The sequence below is a fragment of the Bacteroidota bacterium genome, from assembly GCA_017303905.1.
Lineage (GTDB): Bacteria > Bacteroidota > Bacteroidia > B-17B0 > Aurantibacillaceae > JAHEYG01.
Window position 1 is genome coordinate 189,769 of record JAFLBH010000003.1, and the last position, 18,773, is coordinate 208,541.

An 18,773-nucleotide genomic window follows, 5' to 3' on the forward strand; every position below is an offset into this window, starting at 1 on the left:
TCCTAAATCTCGAGTTGTTTCATTGGATCCCAAAAATGTTTATCGAAGTTGATGATTTTATCATCTTTCACCTCTACTCCTTCTTTTTCCAATAGTTCCTGCATTTGATATGGTGTTTCAAAATGATGCTTTCCTGTTAATTCGCCATTACGATTTACAACACGATGCGCAGGAACCTTAGGTTTTTGTCCGTGCGCTGCATTCATCGCATACCCCACTACCCGAGAAGAACCGGCAGAACCTAAATATTTGGCAATGGCACCGTAACTGGTAACACGTCCTTTCGGAATTAACCGCACTACCTGATAAACCATATTAAAAAAATCTTTGTCCATTAGTCAATCATTAAATTACAACCACGAACATCACTGTTATCAAACCGACCCATTACTTCAAATTTATTGCCTGACAGGCGGCCTAAATCTTTCGTGGCTATAAACGAACAGGATTGCCAGTTAGCTAAATCTATGACATTAATTCCTCCTGTTTTATTTTCTCCAACCAGACTTAACGGATCCTCTGCATCACGAATTAAAATTCTCATCCAGGGCGGACATTCAAAGATACCGTCTCCTTTTGAGTAAGCCTGTGATAAGAGTTCAGTCATACCGTATTCACTGTGAATGGTGTTTATTCCTAATTTTTGTTTTAAGAAAGCATGCAACTCCTCCTTTATCATTTCTTGTCGCTTCCCTTTCATTCCACCGGTCTCCATCACAATAAAGTTATCACTCAATTTAATGCCACGCTCCGACAAATCCAACAATGCATAAGTAACACCAATCAATATTGTTTTTTTACCGTTAATCTTTAACGACTTAATTACTTCAATCAATTCATCATAATTATGAAGAAAAAATCCGCTATTGATATCCGCACTTAATTTAATTAAGCGATCAAACATATAAACCAAAGACGAACCGCTCCTCTCCAAATAACCCGGTAATAAAGCCAGAATACAATAATCCTTTGGCTTACCATAAAACAATTCAAAACCTTTTAAAAAGCTCTTCTCATACACGGTGATATCATTCACATAATGCTTTGATGGGGATTGGGAAGTGGTTGTACTACTTGTGAAAACGATGGTCTCATTTGATTTTGGCACCGATAAAATCTCATGCGTCTTGAAAAATTCAACCGGTAAAAACGGGATTTGAGAAAAGTGCTTAATCGTTTCTATTTGAATTCCCAAACTATCAGAAAACCGACGATAAACCTCACAATTCTGATATTGAAATTTAAAAACCTCCAGACAAAGATTGTTAAATTCTTCTTCCGTTTGAATATCAAACACTCTATTAAATTTCTGTGCTGGCATTTTTACAAAATTATGCTTAATTTTATAGTATCAGACATGAATTTTAAATTAAAACATATTGTTTTATTCTTGGCAATGGGAAGCCTCTACATGGCTTGTGTTAAAAAGAAAAAGTATTCTCTGAGTCCTGAAATAGAGTATAAATCTTTCTTTCCAACCGGTGATTATTCCGCTATTTTAACCATTGGCTTTTCGGATGGTGACGGTGATATTGGAAAAGAAAAAGAAGATAAGACGTACAATTTATTTACTACCTACTATTTCTTCGATACTATTACCAATAAATTCAGAGCATTTTACGATGCTTTCAATAAAGACACTTTAAGAACACCGTATACAGTAAGAAAACCAAGCGATGACTATTCGGGAAAACCAATTTCAGGTGAATTGAGTATTGACATGAACGAATACCGACCTACTACCAGTCACAAACGTATCAAGTATGTGATGTATTTAGTGGATAATGCCGGAAATCAAAGTAATGTATTAACTACTCCTGAAATTAATGTGCCTTAAGCACTTTAATCATTTTCTCAGCTAAAAATTTACTGATTTTATAATTTGATTCGTGGGTCCAACCGGCAATGTGCGGACTCAATACCACTTTGTCGCTCTTAATTAAATATTGCATTGGCTCCGGTAAAGAAGACACATCGATATTCTCAAAGGAGACAGCTTCGTATTCCAAGACATCCAAACAAGCCCCCTTTACTTTTCCTGATTTTAAAGCGTTGGTAAGCGCTTCAGTTTTTAAACATTTACCTCTGGCTGTATTGATAATATAAATTTCCTTCTTGAAAGCGTTGATGAAATTTTCATCAACCACATAATGATTATCGTTGTTATATGGAATATGTAAACTCACTATATCACATTCATTATACAAGTGCTGCATATCGGTCTCTGAGATGTTATCAGTCCCAAAACCTTTTTTAAATTTATCATATACCAACACCTTACAACCAAATCCGAGTAAACGCTTAACAAACGCGGAGCCCATGTTTCCGTATCCTATTACGCCCACTGTTTTACCGCACAACTCAACGCCGCGGTTCTCATGACGCAACCATAATCCCTTTCGCACCTCTTCGTCGGCTCTCTTTAAGTTATTGAATAACATTAAAAGCATACCTAAAGCGTGTTCAGCCACAGCATCAGCATTTCCTTCAGGAGCATGCACACATTTTATTCCTTTACTCTCGGCATAAGCTACATCGATATTTTCCATGCCGGCTCCTGCTCTACCAATACATTTTAATTTTGCGGCTGAATCAATAATCGCCTTATCGATTTTAAACTTGCTTCGAATCACCAACGCATCGTACTCAGGAATAATTTTTTTCAATTCATCAATCGGTTTTTCCCAAAATAAATCGCAATGAAAACCTGCCGCTTGCAAAGTTTCATGTAATACAGAATGGTTAGAATCAATTAATAGTACCTTCATCATTGCCCAAAATTACATAAAGCCTTTTGCAAAAAAATTTTTATTAAAAAATTATCACAGCATATGTTTAAAACTAAATTCGGGCTAATTAACAATTCACTTTGTTGTTAATTATGGTTATGAACAATTCTAAGCCTAGTCTTCAAGCAGTTAAAAAGTATTGTTGAGACAGTGTTAGCTATTGTGTTAGCCGCCATTTTTTCGTAACTTAATTGAATAATTGCACATTTGCCTCCCTGCTTAATTATGAATCAAGATAATCAAAATAAAACCCGCAAACGTATTGTTACTACCACCACAGGTGTACCCGTATCTGAAATAGGAAAACTGCAACCACAGGCTGTTGAATTGGAAGAAGCTGTATTAGGTGCGATGCTATTGGAAAAAGAAGCATTGAGTACTGTGATTGATATTCTTTCACCCGAAAGTTTTTACAAAGAACAAAACGGAAAAGTATTTGCTGCCATCGTTAATTTATTTAACCGCTCCGAACCGGTAGATATCTTAACTGTTACACAAGAATTAAAACGCACCGGCGAACTGGAATTTGTTGGTGGTTCTTATTATGTTTCTTCACTTACCAATCGAATTGCTTCCTCGGCGAACATCGAATTTCACGCGCGTATTGTTGCACAAAAATATTTACAACGCGAGTTAATCCGCATTGGTACCGAAACCATTAAAACTGCTTACGAAGACAGTACCGACGTATTTGAATTATTAGATAACACAACTAAAAATATTTTTGAAATTCTCGACTCAAACGTGCGTAAACAGCACGATAAAATGAGTACGTTAATTGCAAAAGCTATTGATGAAATTGAAGCGGCCGCCAACCAAACCGATGGTTTATTAGGTGTACCTTCCGGCTTTACCGCTCTCGATCGTATTACCGGCGGGTGGCAACGTTCCGACTTATTAATTCTCGCAGCTCGTCCCGGTATGGGTAAAACCGCCTTTGTTGTTACCATGGCGAAAAATGCGGCTGTAGAGTTTAATAAACCTGTTGCCATATTCTCTCTCGAGATGTCATCCATTCAGTTAGTAAAGCGTTTAATTTCGAGTGAAACTGAATTAGCACAGGATAAAATCCTGAAAGGGAATTTGGAGAATCACGAGTTTGTTCAGTTAAATGAACGCATTAAAAAATTAGCGACAGCTCCACTTTTTATTGATGACACCCCTGCTCTTTCTATTTTTGAATTGCGCGCGAAGGCTCGTCGTTTAAAAGAAAATCAGAAAATTGAATTAATCATCATTGACTACCTTCAGTTAATGAGTGGCGGTCCGGATGGAAAAGGAAACCGCGAACAAGAAATCAGTACGATCTCCCGCGGGTTAAAAAGTTTGGCTAAGGAGTTAGAAATTCCAATCATCGCTCTTTCTCAGTTGAGTCGTCAGGTAGAAAATCGTCCCGGCGGAAGTAAACGTCCTCAACTAAGTGACCTTCGTGAATCCGGAGCTATTGAGCAAGATGCGGATATGGTAATGTTTATTTATCGTCCGGAATACTACGGACTAGAAGTGGATGAAAACAATGAACCTACCCGCGGCCGTGCCGAAGTTATCATTGCTAAAAACCGTCACGGCGCGCTTGAAACTGTTAAACTTCGTTTCATCGGACAATACGCTAAGTTTGCTGATTTGGATTATAACGAAGGTCAGGACACATTTTATCAGGGAGCAAGTAACAAACCGTTAGAACAAAACAATGATTTTTTAAGTAATAGTCCTACCAAAACCGTTCAATCCAAAAACTGGGATAATATTGAAGAAGGAAACAGCGATATTATTAAACGTAACGACATTGAAGACATTAACGACGCATTTTAAGCTATGAAAAAGATTTTTTTAACCCTTATCGCATCAGTAATTTATTTATTAAGTTTTTCTCAATCCTTTCACAAAAACGCTTTGGTATTTGATGCTAAATTGGGAATTGACATTTATAACACAAAATATTATTATCAATTAAAAAGTACCGGACAAGATACAACAACAGAAGATAAAGCCGGAAATCGTAATTTTTCATTTGGACTTGAATATGGAATCTTAGACCGATTAGGCGTAGGTGTACGCGCAAAGTTCAATCGTTACTTTGCGGAAGCGGATAAAACTACAGGAAAAGAACCTTATCATACTTCTTTGGATTATATGGCAACCGTAAATTTTCATGCTGTCAAAAATAAAGTATTAGATTTAGCACTTGGATTCAATATTGGCGGTTCTAAACTAAATCTTGTATTCAATGATATTTCGGAAACTGAGGTATACGGGAGCGGACTTTACTTCGATTTACATCTAACCCCAAAAATTTATATTAAACGTTTTGCATTTCAATTCGACTTGGGTATGCCATTTGTGAAGTACAACAATTTAACAACCAATTACGTTAATTTTAATAATGAAGTACTTGCTAAATGGTCGGGATTAGGCTATAACTTTGGCTTAGGTGTTGCTTTCCGCTTTTTAAGTCCGAAAGAAAGCGCTTCTTCCAATACAAAAACCACCAATTAAGGCGTTTTTTTATCAGACCTCAATTTTGTATCTTTGTATAAATAGTTTTTCAAATGATTACCGAGATGCAAACCACAACAAAAGGCCAATATTTAATTGATTTAGAAGATAAACACGGAGCACACAACTACCATCCTTTACCGGTAGTTTTGGAGCGTGGCGAAGGTGTTTTTGTTTGGGATACAGAAGGGAAAAAATATTACGATTTTCTGGCAGCATACAGTGCCGTAAATCAGGGGCATTGTCACCCAAAAATAATTAACACGTTAACCGAGCAGGCTAAAAAATTAACTTTAACCTCTCGCGCTTTTTACAATAATGTTTTAGGAGAATACGAAAAATTCATCACCGAATTTTTTGGTTACGACAAAGTATTACCAATGAATACAGGTGCTGAAGGTGTGGAAACGGCGATTAAACTCGCGCGTAAGTGGGGTTACGAAAAGAAAAAAGTAAGTGAGAATGCTGCAAAAATTATTGTGTGCGAAGGTAACTTTCACGGACGCACCATTAGTATCATTTCAGCCAGCACCGACCCGGATTCCTATGGAAATTTTGGTCCGTATACACCTGGGATAGTAAAAATACCTTACAACAACACATCCGCACTAGCAGAAGCACTAAAAGACAATAACGTTGTTGGTTTTTTAGTAGAACCAATACAAGGTGAAGCCGGTGTTAATGTTCCGGATGAAGGTTATTTAAAAACCAGCTATGAAATGTGTAAAGCCGCTAATGTTTTATTCATAGCCGATGAAGTACAAACCGGCATTGCCCGTACCGGTAAAATGTTAGCCTGCGATCATGAAAATGTAAGGCCCGACGTTTTAATATTGGGAAAAGCTTTAAGCGGCGGTGTTTATCCTGTTTCAGCAGTATTGGCTGATAATGACGTAATGTTGTGTATTAAACCCGGACAACACGGTTCTACCTACGGCGGAAACCCACTGGGATGCAAAGTGGCCATTGCTGCCATGCAAGTAGTAAAAGATGAAAAGTTGGCTGAGAACTCACAAGAGTTAGGAGAGATTTTAAGAAAAGAACTACGGGCCATTAAATCCGATTTAATTACCTTAGTTCGTGGTAAAGGACTCTTTAACGCTATTATTATTAAGGAAAAAAATGGTAAAACCGCTTGGGATGTTTGTTTGAAACTGGCAGAAAATGGCCTATTAGCCAAGCCAACTCATGGCGACATTATTCGCTTTGCACCGCCTCTTGTTATTACCAAAGAGCAAATTTTGGATTGCGCACGTATTATCCGCGAAACCATAGAGAACTTTAAATAACTTAATTTTTAGTTAAGAATTGTAAATAAGACTAAAATCATTTTGGTAATTCGCATATTACTGTATTTTTGTCCGGTTGAAACTCTTTAATCACATATTTTGTTTCCTTTTTATTTCGGTAATGGTATTTACCGTTTTCCAATACATTCCATTGATTGAAGAAGAAAATTCTGTACATTCAGAACTCTGTAAAAAGGGCAAAGAAAGTAAAGAGTCGGAAAGCGGTAATGAAGGAGGAGAGGAAAAAGATTCAGACGAAGATTGCTCTGATTTTTTGATTGTCTCAGAGCCACTTTTCCATTTAAACAACCTTTTCTCTGTAAAAATTCAACAATCTGAGCAGCTCAAGCTCAGTACTTATTACTCCGAAATCACCACCCCTCCTCCACAGGCATAATAGTTTATCTCTTTTTAAACTATTAAATCAATTTTATGAACCGAAGCATTATTGTGCTTCCAAAAAAATCAATTATGCCTGAATTGTATAAGCAAATATTTGAAAACAATAAAAAGTGGGTTGAAGAAACCAAAAAGAACAATCCTAAATTTTTTGACGAACTAGCTAACGGACAAAAACCTCCCATTTTATGGATTGGCTGTTCGGATAGTCGTGTTCCTGCCAATGAAATTACCGGCACCAAACCCGGAGAGATTTTTGTACACCGTAACATTGCTAACATGGTAGTGCATTCAGATATGAATATGCTGAGTGTTTTAGACTACGCCGTAAATGTTTTAAATGTAACACACGTTATTGTGTGCGGACATTACGGCTGTGGCGGTGTGATAACGGCCATGGGCAATAAACAAGTTGGAATTATTGACAACTGGTTACGTCACATCAAGGATGTTTACCGCTTACATTTTAACGAGCTTGAGGCAATTAAAGACCCAAAAGCAAGAGCCGACCGCTTTGTTGAATTAAACGTAATCGAACAAGTATTAGATTTATCTAAAACTTCCATTGTACAAAATGCCTGGAGAAGCGGACAGAAACTATTTTTACACGGATTAGTGTATGATATCGCGAATGGCTATTTGAAGGATTTAGATGTAACCATGGATGATCCTGATAAATTACCAAGCTATTACTTACTCGATCAAGTTGCCGTAGTTAAATAAAATATACAATATGACCAATAACAAATCATCCTTTCTTGAAAATTTTAAAAATGATGGTCCTGCCGGATTAGTAGTTTATTTGGTAGCATTGCCTCTTTGCCTAGGTGTAGCATTAGCCTCCACCGGACGACCTGACTTATTATTCTCCGGTATCATTGCAGGATTTATAGGAGGGATTGTTGTTGGGTTATTTAGCGGTTCACCTTTAGGTGTATCAGGACCTGCTGCCGGTTTAGTTGTAATTGTTCTTACTGCTTTAAAAACACTTGGCAGTTTCGAGGCTTTGCTTCTTGCCGTTGTTATGGCAGGAATATTACAACTCATTGCCGGATTTTTAAAAGCAGGTGTCATTGGGTATTACTTTCCTTCATCGGTTATCAAAGGAATGTTAGCAGCCATTGGTATTACGCTTATACTAAAGGAAATTCCACATGCTGTAGGTTACGATAAAGATTTCATGGGTGATGAAGGTTTAATTCAAGCTGATGGCCATAATACATTTACTGAAATCTATTATGCGTTAAAGTATAACAGCGTTGGCGCCATCATTATTTGCGCCATTTCCATTGGTTTACTTTTACTTTTTGATATGCCTTTTATGAAAAAAGTAAAACTGTTTAAATTTTTGCCGGGTGCTTTATTTGTAGTTCTCAGTGGAATTTTAATCAATTACCTTTTCATGCAATTTGCCCCACATTTAGTTTTAAGCGGAGAACATGTGGTGCAATTACCTGTTGCAAATTCGGCCGAAGAATTCATTAGTTTCTTTAAGTTCCCTGATTTTTCCGCCTTATCGAATCCGCAAGTATATGTTGTAGCTGTAACTATTGCCATTGTGGCAAGTTTAGAAACTTTACTTTGTGTTGAAGCCACCGATAAACTCGATCCTTATAAGCGAACAACTCCTACTAATACCGAATTAAAAGCGCAAGGCCTCGGTAATATAGCTTCCGGATTAATAGGTGGTTTACCAATTACACAAGTAATTGTAAGAAGCTCAGCTAATATAGGTGCCGGCGGGAAAACCAAAATAGCCACAATTACCCATGGTGCTATTTTGTTATTATCTGCCTTACTTATTCCACGCTTTTTAAATTTGATTCCCTTAGCGAGTTTAGCCGCCATTTTATTAATGGTAGGTTATAAACTCTCTAAAGTTTCGCTTTATAAATCCATGTTCAAATTGGGATATGAGCAGTTTTTACCTTTCATCATTACGATTATTGCCATTCTGGCTTCCGATTTATTAAAAGGAATTGGTGTGGGCATGGTATTTGCTATTTACTTTATTCTACGGAAAAACTACAAAAACTCGTATCACATTAAAAAAACAAATACCGGTGAAGAAGAAACTGTAACTATTACGCTCTCTGAAGAAATGACCTTTCTCAATAAAGCAAGCATACAGGAAACACTAAATCACTTACCTCCTAATTGTAAGGTTATTATTGATGGTGCTAAGTCTACTAATATCGATTATGATGTTTTAGAGATTATTCAGGATTTTAAACTCTATAATTCTAAGCTTAAAAACATTACTGTGGAAACAATCAACATTCCTGAAGTCAGCCTTTCAGGAGGCCACTAAAAAACGAACCCGGTTTATTCCGGGTTTTTTTATAAATAGCTGTGAATAGTTAGATTCATTTTTTACATTTGATAAAAGATTTAACAGAATGAAAACAGCCTTAATTACCGGAAGTACCAGTGGCATTGGCTTAGGCATTGCCCGTGAATTTGCAAAAACCAAACAGTATAATATTGTATTTAACGGATTAGAAGCAAACGGACAAGAAATTGCCGATAGTATCGGGAAAGAATTTGGTATTGGCGTTATGTTCTCTAACGCCAATATGCTTAAACCGGAAGAACTTCGAAAAATGGTTGATGATGCCGTTGCTAAATTCGGGCGTATTGATGTTTTAATTAATAACGCAGGAATTCAGTTTGTATCGCCTATTGAAGATTTCCCGGAAGAAAAATGGAACGCCATTATAGGTATTAACTTAACTTCTGCTTTCCACCTCACAAAAGCGGTTTGGAAAGGAATGAAAGAACGAAAATTCGGCCGTATCATTAATATCGCATCAGCACACGGACTTGTAGCCTCTGAATTTAAAAGTGCTTACATTGCCAGCAAACACGGTATTGTAGGTTTCACAAAAACTATTGCCTTAGAGGGTGCTCCTTTTAATATTACAGCCAATGCAATTTGTCCGGGTTATGTAAAAACTCCGCTTGTAGAAAAACAAATTGCCGACCAAGCTAAAGCCCATAATTTATCGGAAGCTGAAGTGGTAAGTAAAGTAATGCTGTACAAACAAGCCGTTAAAGATTTCGTTTCCCTAGAAACATTAGGTCAAACAGCATTGTTGTTAGCAGCCGATCACGCATCTACCATTACCGGTACAGCCATTCCTGTTGACGGAGGTTGGAACGCGCAATAAGCTTTTTCACCTCGTAAAGAATTTGTAATTTTAAAATAAAAAGTACCGTGCAACCAAAAGTTATATTAGAAAAAAATCAGTTTGAAATAACACTTCAACGTTTATGCCATCAATTAATTGAAGTGCATAGCGATTTTAAAGACTCTGTGATAATTGGATTGCAACCTCGCGGAACTTATTTAGCACATCGCATCACCGAAGAGCTCAAGAAAATTTTAAAAACTAAAAAAATTAATTGCGGTGATTTAGATATTACTTTTTACCGCGACGATTTCCGTAAAAAGGAATTAATTCCTAATCGCACCAACATCGATTTTATCATCGAAGATAAAAATGTGATTTTAGTGGATGATGTTTTATTTACCGGCCGTACAATTCGTGCCGGATTAGATGCTATGTTAGCATTTGGCAGACCAAATGATGTAGAACTATTAGTATTGGTAGACCGCCGATTTGCGCGTCACGTTCCAATACAGGCAAAATATGTAGGTTTAACCATCGACTCCATCGAAACTCAGAATGTAAAAGTAGAATGGAAAGAAACAGATGGCAAAGACAGAATCACTCTTTTAAGCAAATAAAAAATGCGACCGGCTAAAGGTACCTATCCTTCTTTTCTTGAATCTTATATTGCAAAAGCAAAGGGTAAAAATTTGCACGAAGCTCTCATTCACAGCACAGAGGAGTTAATGGAAACATTAACTATGATTCCTGATGATAAGGGCGATTATGCTTATGCAGAAGGTAAATGGACCATTAAACAATTATTGATTCATATTTCGGATGCCGAGAGAATTTTTGCTTACAGATTATTACGATTCGCGCGGAACGATCAGCAACAACCTCTTCCCTTCGAAGAAGATGATTATGCAAAAACCTGTAATGCTGATAAAAGAAGTTTAAGTTCTGTCATTGAAGAATTAATTGCCGTTAGAAATGCGACAGCTTCATTAATTGAAAGCTTACAACCTGAAGACTTTAATAAAGAAGGAAACACAGCGGCAGGAAAAACAACCGTGAACGCAGTAGGATTCTCTATTTGCGGACATTGCAATCACCACATCTCTGTGTTAAGAGAAAGATACCTTTGATTTTTAGTATAAGCCTTGTAGGTTTGTGAGACCTTCAAATGCGTCACAGTTAAAACACAAACATAATTCAGATTGCTTCACTGCGCTCGCAATGACGATTAATTAAAACGGTAAGTGCATATAACCGTATTTCCAAAGCAAGTACAATACACCACCCACTAAGGCTGAAATAATTAAAATAGCCGGAAGGATTGGACGTTTCTTTTTCGTGAACGGATCGTTTAAATTAATTTTTGCACCTGCAGGTAAAGTTGCTAAATGCGTTAATACATTTCCAAATTGAATATTTACGTTTGCCTGTGCATTAATAGCCCATCCGTTTGCATCTAAGATTGGTGCTAAATTGCGTTTGCGTAATTTCAAAAAAGCAATGATCATACTTGGACCTGATATCAATAAAATTATTCCAAGAACCGCAATTGGCATTTGCCACCATTTTAATCCGATAAATCCGGCAATGGCAGAACCAATTGCAGAACCAATCGCACCAACCGCTAAGCCAATAGCGGCGAAAATCCCAACAAACTTTCCGATATCGAATGGTTGTGGCGCGGGCTTCTCCGCTTTTTTTGCTTCCTCAACTTTTGCAGGCACACCTTCCACACTCTTCATCATGTCTCCTGTTACCTTTTCATCCTGACTTGCGGCAAATTTATTTACTTGCGTTTCAATGAATCTTGAAACCTTTCTGTAAGGGGAAAAGAAAGCCTGGCGAATACTAATGGGATTGTCTACAATTTTAATCACAGTTGCGTCCCAATCCATGCTATTTCTATCATAAAACAACGCATTTCTTCCTACCACTAAATTATCAATATCGCCATTTGTTAGAGCAGCAACAATCGTCATCTTTTCATTGGTAGAACGGCTGGTACAATCACAATAAATTAAAAACATACCACTAAAGGAAACCATCGTACCGTGCTTTGGCATATCGCTTACCTTAATACACAAATCGCAACTACGTTGATCAATGTATAAAGTTCCAGCCTGGAAAATGGCTTTTTGTCCCGGCATGTAAAAATCATAGAAAGTCACAAAGTTTTTAAGCAGCGTAAAAATATCGCGATGATAGCGCACCATTTGATCCACTAAAAAAATATTATTCGCTTCCGCTTCTACCGCTTTATCTTGCGCAATCAAATCAGTTAATTTAGTTTTCGCATCACTGCCGAGAATAGCGCGTACTCTTTCCAATCCCAATTTTTCTACTTTAGCGCCTTCCTTTTCAGATTTCCATCCCGCATAAGCTGTAAACGAATTCACGATAATATTCCAATCCTCTTCACTTAAATTAGATTTGCCTTGTAATAATTTAGAAACAACAAGACTTTTTAACTCATTTATTTTTGATTCCCATGCCGGATTTATTCCTGTAGCAAGTGGCAGAGATAATCCAGCCTCAATTTTTGCCAATGGATAAGCAGCAATTTCGTCTAAACACGTAGATAAATCTTTAGCGGTGATGCTTTCAACACGAGCAATTTGCAAGTTTAAAACAGTAGTCGTTTGTGTATCGAAAGCAGCCAAACGACAACGTAAAAAATAATCATCAATTTTTGATTTAACCGACAAAAACAACTGATGTGCTTTTTCAGTATCCTCTCCATAAGGGAAAATCGCAGAAACATTCGCTTGCTTTTTTGCATACCATGCCGAGAATTTTTCGCACTCTGTAAAAAACTCGCTCAATAAAGCTTCATTAATTCCGGCTTCTCCTCCTCTATCGTGAATTTCGCCCACACATGCTATCATCTCTTTCACTAAGGCTTTTAAAGTATCATCCTCTGCAGTATCAGGCGTAATTACCCCATCGCCATTGAAACGCGTAGCAGCGAAGATTTTCTTAGTATCAGATGTCTCTTCAACTGTTAAAGCATTCGCATGGCCTTTACCCAAATTTTTTAAAATCACTTTTGCGGAAGCCAATAATGTTTTACCCAGCTCTGTTTGCTCGTTAATCGATGCTAACTGAAACACCTTTTCTTGCTTAATTAAATCACCCGGATTTTTCAAAATGGAAGTAATCCACTTAACTGCCGCAATAATTTCAGGAACGCGGATTTGTCCGTCTTTATCTTTATCTATTAATTCTAAAGTTTTGTGATCAATTTCCAATCCCTTCACCGGACAGCTTAAGGCGGTCCAAAGCTTTGGATCGAGGTACTCAAGGTTAATTAAATCTGCACCTGTCTCAATATTTACTCGCTTAACGCCCCCAACAGTTGAGAAGCTCCATACATGTTTATTCTGACTCATAATTTCTGTTTTACAGAGGTAAATTTACTTAAAAGCCTTGTGGCTTGTTACAACACTTAATAACCTGTTAATTAAAATTTCGGGGTTGGGCATATTTTTACTATATTTGACTTTTGAAATCACAGTTTCAAAAAAGTAATGAGCCATCTTAGCGTTAACCACCTCCTCGGAATTAAGCAAATCAACAAAAACGACATTGAATTAATCCTCAGTACTGCTAAAAATTTCAAGGAAGTCATTAACCGTCCCATCAAAAAAGTTCCCTCATTACGCGACATTACAGTAGCCAACTTATTTTTCGAAAACTCAACACGCACCCGCTTATCTTTTGAACTTGCGCAAAAGCGTTTAAGCGCCGATATCGTTAACTTCTCCGCTTCTAACTCCTCTGTAAAAAAAGGAGAAACCTTAACGGATACCGTCAATAACATCTTAGCCATGAAAGTGGATATGGTGGTGATGCGACACGCTAATCCGGGTGCAGCGGTTTTTTTAAGCAAAAAAATTAAAGCGAAAATTGTAAATGCCGGTGATGGAGCACATGAACATCCTACGCAAGCTTTATTGGATGCTTTTTCGATGCAGGAAAAATTGGGTGACCTGAAAGGAAAAAAAGTAGTGATTGTTGGTGATATCCTTCACTCACGTGTAGCACTCTCCAATATCTTCTGCTTACAAAAACTAGGTGCAAAAGTAAAAGTATGCGGTCCACTTACCTTAATACCGCGCTACATTACCAGCTTAGGCGTAGAAGTTGAAACAGATTTAAGAAAAGCGTTGGAATGGTGCGATGTGGCGAACATGTTACGCATACAATTAGAGCGCCAGGATATAAAGTACTTCCCAACTCTGCGCGAGTACTCGATGCTTTACGGCTTAAACAAAGAAATGTTAGATAGCCTGAAAAAGAAAATCATCATCATGCACCCGGGTCCAATTAACCGCGGTGTGGAAATTACCAGCGATGTGGCCGACAGCGACCAATCCATCATCTTAGAACAAGTTGAAAACGGAGTGGCAGTAAGAATGGCTGTGATGTTTTTACTGGCCGGAAGACAGGGTGATTAATTAAACACCTTCCTCCACTTCACCAACACCCACCATTTGTAAAGTAATTTAATTTCATTGGCACCAGCAGTGCCGGATTCGAATTTTTGTTTGAGCACAGAAGTTTTCGCGAAAGTAAAATTCGCTGCTTCCACTTCTTCAAAAATAGTTTTGTAATTGCCACCTATCCATTTATTCATAGGTGTTTCGAAACCCATTTTATCATAGCGGGCATAAATTTCATTTGGCAATTGATCCTTTACCGCTTCGCGTAATAAATATTTGGAAATGCCTTTCTGCATTTTACGATTTCCATTTATAGAGAACAGTAAATTGATTAATTCAATATCATCACTAAACGGTGTACGACTCTCCACACTGTGCCACATGCCACAACGGTCTTCACATTTTAAAAAAGCCTTTAAGCGCGCGTCGGTAATATCATAAGCCAGCTGATGATTCACCTTGTCTAAATATTTAACCGGATTTACCGTCTCATATTTATGAATGAAGTCACTTGCAAAATAAGGCGCATTATTTTTTAAATAGGTATTGTAATTCGCTTTGATTTTTTCTTTGATGAATAAAGAAAAGGGAGAAGTTATGGTCTTTTTACTTTGACTCATATCACTAAGCATTCCAAAAACATTCCCATAACTCAGCATATAATTCCATTTGGCCACAAAGTGATGATGATAGCCTGCAAACAATTCATCCGCGCCTTGTCCGTCTAACACCACCTTAATGTTATTTTGTTTGGCGAGTTCCATCACTTTATACTGTGCGTAAGTACTCGTATCCCAAATCGGAACATCCTGTGAATACACCAGGGTTTCGAGTTCTTTCATTAAACCCTCTTCGTTTGGCTCAATCGTTTTATGAATTCCTTTAACGTGTTTTGCCATTAAGTCGGCGAAGTAACTTTCATCGCCTTCTTTGTTTTTAAAAACAGAAGTAAAAAAGTAAACCGGATTTGACTGATTCTTGCTCATCAAAGCTGCCAAGGCCGAGCTATCCACTCCGCCACTCAAACAAGAACCCACCGGTACATCACTCCGTAAACGTAAATTCACCGCGTTGACCAACTTTTCCCTTACCTGCGCGATAAGTTCATCGTTACTGAGTAAATCTGTTTCGTAATCGTAATCCGGCTCCAATTTAAAATAACGATACGTATGGGTTTGATTTGATTTAAGATTGTACATCAAATAATGTCCGGGCCACAATTCCTTTACGCCTTCGAAGAAATTATTTTCTTCGGGCTCCATACGGTTATTGATTAAATAATTGTGCAATGCCTTTTCATTCATCTCCGCTTTAATCAATCCGCTTTTTACAAAAGCTTTTTGCTCGCTCGCAAAGGCGAATACATTTTGATTATCCACGTAGTAAAAAGGCTTTACCCCAAAGCGATCACGGGCGCAAAACAGCTCATGCTTTTCCACATCATAGATGCAAAACGACCACATGCCGTTGAACTTTTCAAGACAATCAACACCCCAGTTTTTATAGGCTTGCAATACCACTTCCGTATCGCTCGACGAAATAAATTTTACACCTTCAAGTTCCAATTCCTTTTTTAATTCGAGGTAATTGTAAATCTCTCCGTTATAGGTTATCCAATATTTACCCTCATTCAAAGCCATGGGCTGATGACCAGTTTCACTTAAATCGATAATGGATAAACGGCGATGCGCGAAGGCTAAGTTGAACTCTCCATTTACTTCAGAAATATTTTTTTGAGGAATATAATTAAGTTCGGAAGCCTTAAACGAAGGCGTATCCTTTGATGAAACCGGAATTGTAACGAAGTCGTTCGCCAATAAAAAACCTTCCCCATCCGGTCCGCGGTGTTTAATGCTTTGCGACATAGCATGAATGGTCTCTTTTAAATTAAAAGTGACACTACGTTTTAAAGCTATTCCGGCAATTCCGCACATATAAAGTTTCAGGTAATTTATAACGTATTAAATTATTTAATAGTATAAATCACCGTTTGAATTTACGGCTTTTTACTGAAATTAAGGCTCACCCATTACACTCTTACGCCAATCACCAGAATATCATCCACCTGCTCAGTGTTACTCTTCCATTGGCTCATGAAGTTTTTAAGATAGTCGTGTTGTTCGTTAAGCGGAAGTGCGCTTATTTGTATGAATATTTCTTTGAGTCGCTTGGTAGTTAGTTTCTTTTGTTTCTCGCCTCCAAATTGATCGGCATAACCATCGGTAAACAGATACAACATATCTCCACTTTCAAATTCAAACTCATGTTCCTCAAAAATCTGATTATCGGGTGTAAATCCTCCAATAGCGGTTTTTGTCGCGCGGATTTCTTCAATCTCGTTGCTGCTTTTTCTTTTAATCCAAAGCGGACGATTAGCACCGCTGTACCAAATTCTATTTCCTTGCTTTTTGATAAGCGCAATATCCATTCCGTCGCGTGTGGCATCCTCCTTTGTGTTTTGTTTTAAGGCTCGTTTAATGTTTCGGTTCAATTCGCCGAGTATGCCTGCAGGCGAAGCCGACACGTTCAGCGACTTATCCAGATTTTCCTTCCCAAGCAAACTCATAAACGCACCCGGAACCCCATGACCGGTACAATCGGCGGCGGCTAAAAGAGCAGGATTAAATGAAGCGGCGATGTTTTCCTCTTCCAGATTCTCTTCTTCATACAACCAATAAAAATCGCCGGCAACAATATCCTTTGGCTGATAATAAACGAAACTTTGAGGGAAGCTTTTATGGATATCCTCTTGAGGCGGAAGGATAGCCTCTTGAATGCGGCGAGCGTAATTAATGGAATCGAGAATTTCTTTCTTTTTCTCTTCAATAATTACATTTTGTACATGCAGTTTATCACGTTGCAATTCGACATGTTGCTTTTGCTGGGTTATTAAATCCTTCGCGCGCTGATTCTGACGATAACTTTTCAGTACCACAATCATTAATACAATTAATAAAGCTAATCCAACAGCGATGGCGATAATGGCCTGATTGCGCTTTTTAATTTCAGCATCCTGCAATTCTTTATCTTTCTCCAAATTCTGTATTTGTAAACTTTGCTTTTCGGTTTCATAAACTGTTTGCAAATGAGCCATTGCTGAAGCATTTTCTCCTGTGAACAAAGAATCTTTCAGTGTTACAAATCTATCCTGGTATTCCTCCGATTCTCTTCCCTTTCCCAAATAGGCTTTTATGTTTGCCATGAGACGATATGTTAAGAGTAATTGCTGAAAGTTATCGGGTGTGGTTAACTTTAGAATCTCTTCTGATAGTTTTTCCGCCCCGCCATAATCTCCGTCCTGCATTAACACATTGCTTAAATTATGCTTATACATTAAAGCTCCTTGTGTATCTCCTGCTCGTTGCGACAATTCAATCGCTTTTAGATAATACACTCTACCCTCTTTCGTATGACCTAAGAGACGATGCATATACCCCATGTTGTTATATACCGCAGCAACCGTTAATGTATCACCGTATTGATAATAGGTTTTAATTACTTCATCAAGTAATTGAAAGGCTAATTTGGATTGATTGTGCTTAATGTAATAAGAGGCTAACGCGGTTTTAGCATTTGCTGCACCATAATCATCACCTACCTCGTTGCACAATTTTAAAGATTTTTCCGCATACACTTTTACCATGTCGAGTTGATTAAACTTTTCATAGAGCTGACTAATGTTATTATATAACAAAGCCATTTTTGGTTTATCATTCAGCTTTTCAAAAATACTGAGCGCTTCCAGCGTTGCACTTAAAGCATTCTTCAAATCACCCGATTCGGTATATACGGCACCCATTTTTGCCAAGGAAGAACCCACCAAATCAATTCGATTTAATGTCTTTCGTATTTGTAAAGCTTTTTTATTATACACGAGAGAGGAATCGAACATACTCAACTTAAAAAAAGCGATGGCAATATCGTTACAAGCTTGTGCTTTGTAAACAGGTTTTAATTGGGAAGCTAATTGCAGTTCACGATAACCGACATTCTTTGCCTTATTCGGATCGATTCTACTGTATAACCAATTAAGATCGGAGAGTGCCTGGAACTTTATGGTATCATGAGAAGTGCTTTCGGCAATCTTGTTTAAAGAATCAATTTGATGCTGGTCAGCCTGAGAGTAAACTGAAAACATCAATGAGAAAAACAATAAAGAAAAAAGCCATACCTTATTCATAGAATAAAAGTATGGCTTTGATTGTTGTTTGGAAATACCCAGTAGCC

At 37.6% G+C, this 18,773-nt stretch carries 17 protein-coding genes; 11 read left to right on the forward strand and 6 right to left on the reverse strand.

The window, feature by feature from the left end; genetic code table 11:
- Positions 1-2: 2 nt before the first annotated feature.
- Both J0L69_11550 and J0L69_11555 read right to left on the reverse strand, forming a co-directional pair.
- Positions 3-335, reverse strand: a complete 333-nt coding sequence (locus J0L69_11550; protein MBN8693825.1) for an MGMT family protein — start codon at positions 333-335, stop codon at positions 3-5.
- Positions 335-1,321 carry an acyl transferase gene (locus J0L69_11555; GenBank protein MBN8693826.1) on the reverse strand — a complete coding sequence of 329 codons (987 nt, stop codon included), beginning with the start codon at positions 1,319-1,321 and terminating at the stop codon, positions 335-337. Before J0L69_11555 ends, J0L69_11550 begins: the two co-directional genes overlap by 1 nt.
- A gap of 36 nt (positions 1,322-1,357) precedes the next feature.
- On the opposite strand from J0L69_11555, the gene J0L69_11560 reads away from it, so the two are divergent.
- On the forward strand, positions 1,358-1,837 hold the full coding sequence (locus J0L69_11560; GenBank protein MBN8693827.1) for a hypothetical protein: 480 nt from the start codon (positions 1,358-1,360) through the stop codon (positions 1,835-1,837).
- Here the strand turns inward: J0L69_11560 and J0L69_11565 are convergent.
- Positions 1,824-2,768, reverse strand: a complete 945-nt coding sequence (locus tag J0L69_11565) for a hydroxyacid dehydrogenase (GenBank protein MBN8693828.1) — start codon at positions 2,766-2,768, stop codon at positions 1,824-1,826. The genes J0L69_11560 and J0L69_11565 overlap by 14 nt on opposite strands.
- A 246-nt stretch (positions 2,769-3,014) precedes the next feature.
- On the opposite strand from J0L69_11565, the gene dnaB reads away from it, so the two are divergent.
- The 9 genes from dnaB to J0L69_11610 all read left to right on the forward strand — a co-directional run bounded on the left by dnaB (position 3,015) and on the right by J0L69_11610 (position 11,234).
- Positions 3,015-4,601, forward strand: a complete 1,587-nt coding sequence (gene dnaB, locus J0L69_11570; protein ID MBN8693829.1) for a replicative DNA helicase — start codon at positions 3,015-3,017, stop codon at positions 4,599-4,601.
- A gap of 3 nt (positions 4,602-4,604) precedes the next feature.
- Positions 4,605-5,285, forward strand: coding sequence for a hypothetical protein (locus tag J0L69_11575; GenBank protein ID MBN8693830.1), 681 nt, complete (start codon positions 4,605-4,607; stop codon positions 5,283-5,285).
- A 65-nt stretch (positions 5,286-5,350) separates the two neighbouring features.
- The gene (gene rocD / locus J0L69_11580) at positions 5,351-6,574 is read left to right on the forward strand and encodes an ornithine--oxo-acid transaminase (protein MBN8693831.1); all 1,224 of its coding nucleotides are present in this window, start codon (positions 5,351-5,353) and stop codon (positions 6,572-6,574) included.
- 151 nt (positions 6,575-6,725) lie between these two features.
- Positions 6,726-6,971, forward strand: a complete 246-nt coding sequence (locus tag J0L69_11585) for a hypothetical protein (GenBank protein ID MBN8693832.1) — start codon at positions 6,726-6,728, stop codon at positions 6,969-6,971.
- 74 nt (positions 6,972-7,045) lie between these two features.
- The gene (can, locus tag J0L69_11590) at positions 7,046-7,696 is read left to right on the forward strand and encodes a carbonate dehydratase (protein ID MBN8693833.1); all 651 of its coding nucleotides are present in this window, start codon (positions 7,046-7,048) and stop codon (positions 7,694-7,696) included.
- A 10-nt stretch (positions 7,697-7,706) separates the two neighbouring features.
- Positions 7,707-9,284 carry a SulP family inorganic anion transporter gene (locus J0L69_11595; GenBank protein MBN8693834.1) on the forward strand — a complete coding sequence of 526 codons (1,578 nt, stop codon included), beginning with the start codon at positions 7,707-7,709 and terminating at the stop codon, positions 9,282-9,284.
- 88 nt (positions 9,285-9,372) lie between these two features.
- Complete coding sequence (locus J0L69_11600; GenBank protein ID MBN8693835.1) at positions 9,373-10,143, forward strand: 3-hydroxybutyrate dehydrogenase; 771 nt, start codon at positions 9,373-9,375, stop codon at positions 10,141-10,143.
- 47 nt (positions 10,144-10,190) lie between these two features.
- Positions 10,191-10,724, forward strand: a complete 534-nt coding sequence (pyrR, locus tag J0L69_11605) for a bifunctional pyr operon transcriptional regulator/uracil phosphoribosyltransferase PyrR (GenBank protein ID MBN8693836.1) — start codon at positions 10,191-10,193, stop codon at positions 10,722-10,724.
- A gap of 3 nt (positions 10,725-10,727) precedes the next feature.
- Positions 10,728-11,234: a DinB family protein gene (locus J0L69_11610; protein MBN8693837.1), complete on the forward strand. Its 507-nt coding sequence runs from the start codon at positions 10,728-10,730 to the stop codon at positions 11,232-11,234.
- A 102-nt stretch (positions 11,235-11,336) separates the two neighbouring features.
- On the opposite strand, the gene J0L69_11615 is transcribed toward J0L69_11610, so the two are convergent.
- Complete coding sequence (locus J0L69_11615; protein ID MBN8693838.1) at positions 11,337-13,493, reverse strand: hypothetical protein; 2,157 nt, start codon at positions 13,491-13,493, stop codon at positions 11,337-11,339.
- Positions 13,494-13,631: 138 nt separating this feature from the next.
- Between J0L69_11615 and J0L69_11620 the strand changes: the two genes are divergently transcribed.
- Positions 13,632-14,561, forward strand: a complete 930-nt coding sequence (locus J0L69_11620; GenBank protein ID MBN8693839.1) for an aspartate carbamoyltransferase catalytic subunit — start codon at positions 13,632-13,634, stop codon at positions 14,559-14,561.
- Here J0L69_11620 and asnB read toward each other — a convergent pair.
- The gene (asnB, locus tag J0L69_11625; protein MBN8693840.1) at positions 14,558-16,480 is read right to left on the reverse strand and encodes an asparagine synthase (glutamine-hydrolyzing); all 1,923 of its coding nucleotides are present in this window, start codon (positions 16,478-16,480) and stop codon (positions 14,558-14,560) included. The two genes, J0L69_11620 and asnB, sit on opposite strands and share 4 nt — an antisense overlap.
- A 95-nt stretch (positions 16,481-16,575) precedes the next feature.
- On the reverse strand, positions 16,576-18,726 hold the full coding sequence (locus J0L69_11630) for a SpoIIE family protein phosphatase (GenBank protein MBN8693841.1): 2,151 nt from the start codon (positions 18,724-18,726) through the stop codon (positions 16,576-16,578).
- Between the last annotated feature and the right edge of the window lie 47 nt (positions 18,727-18,773).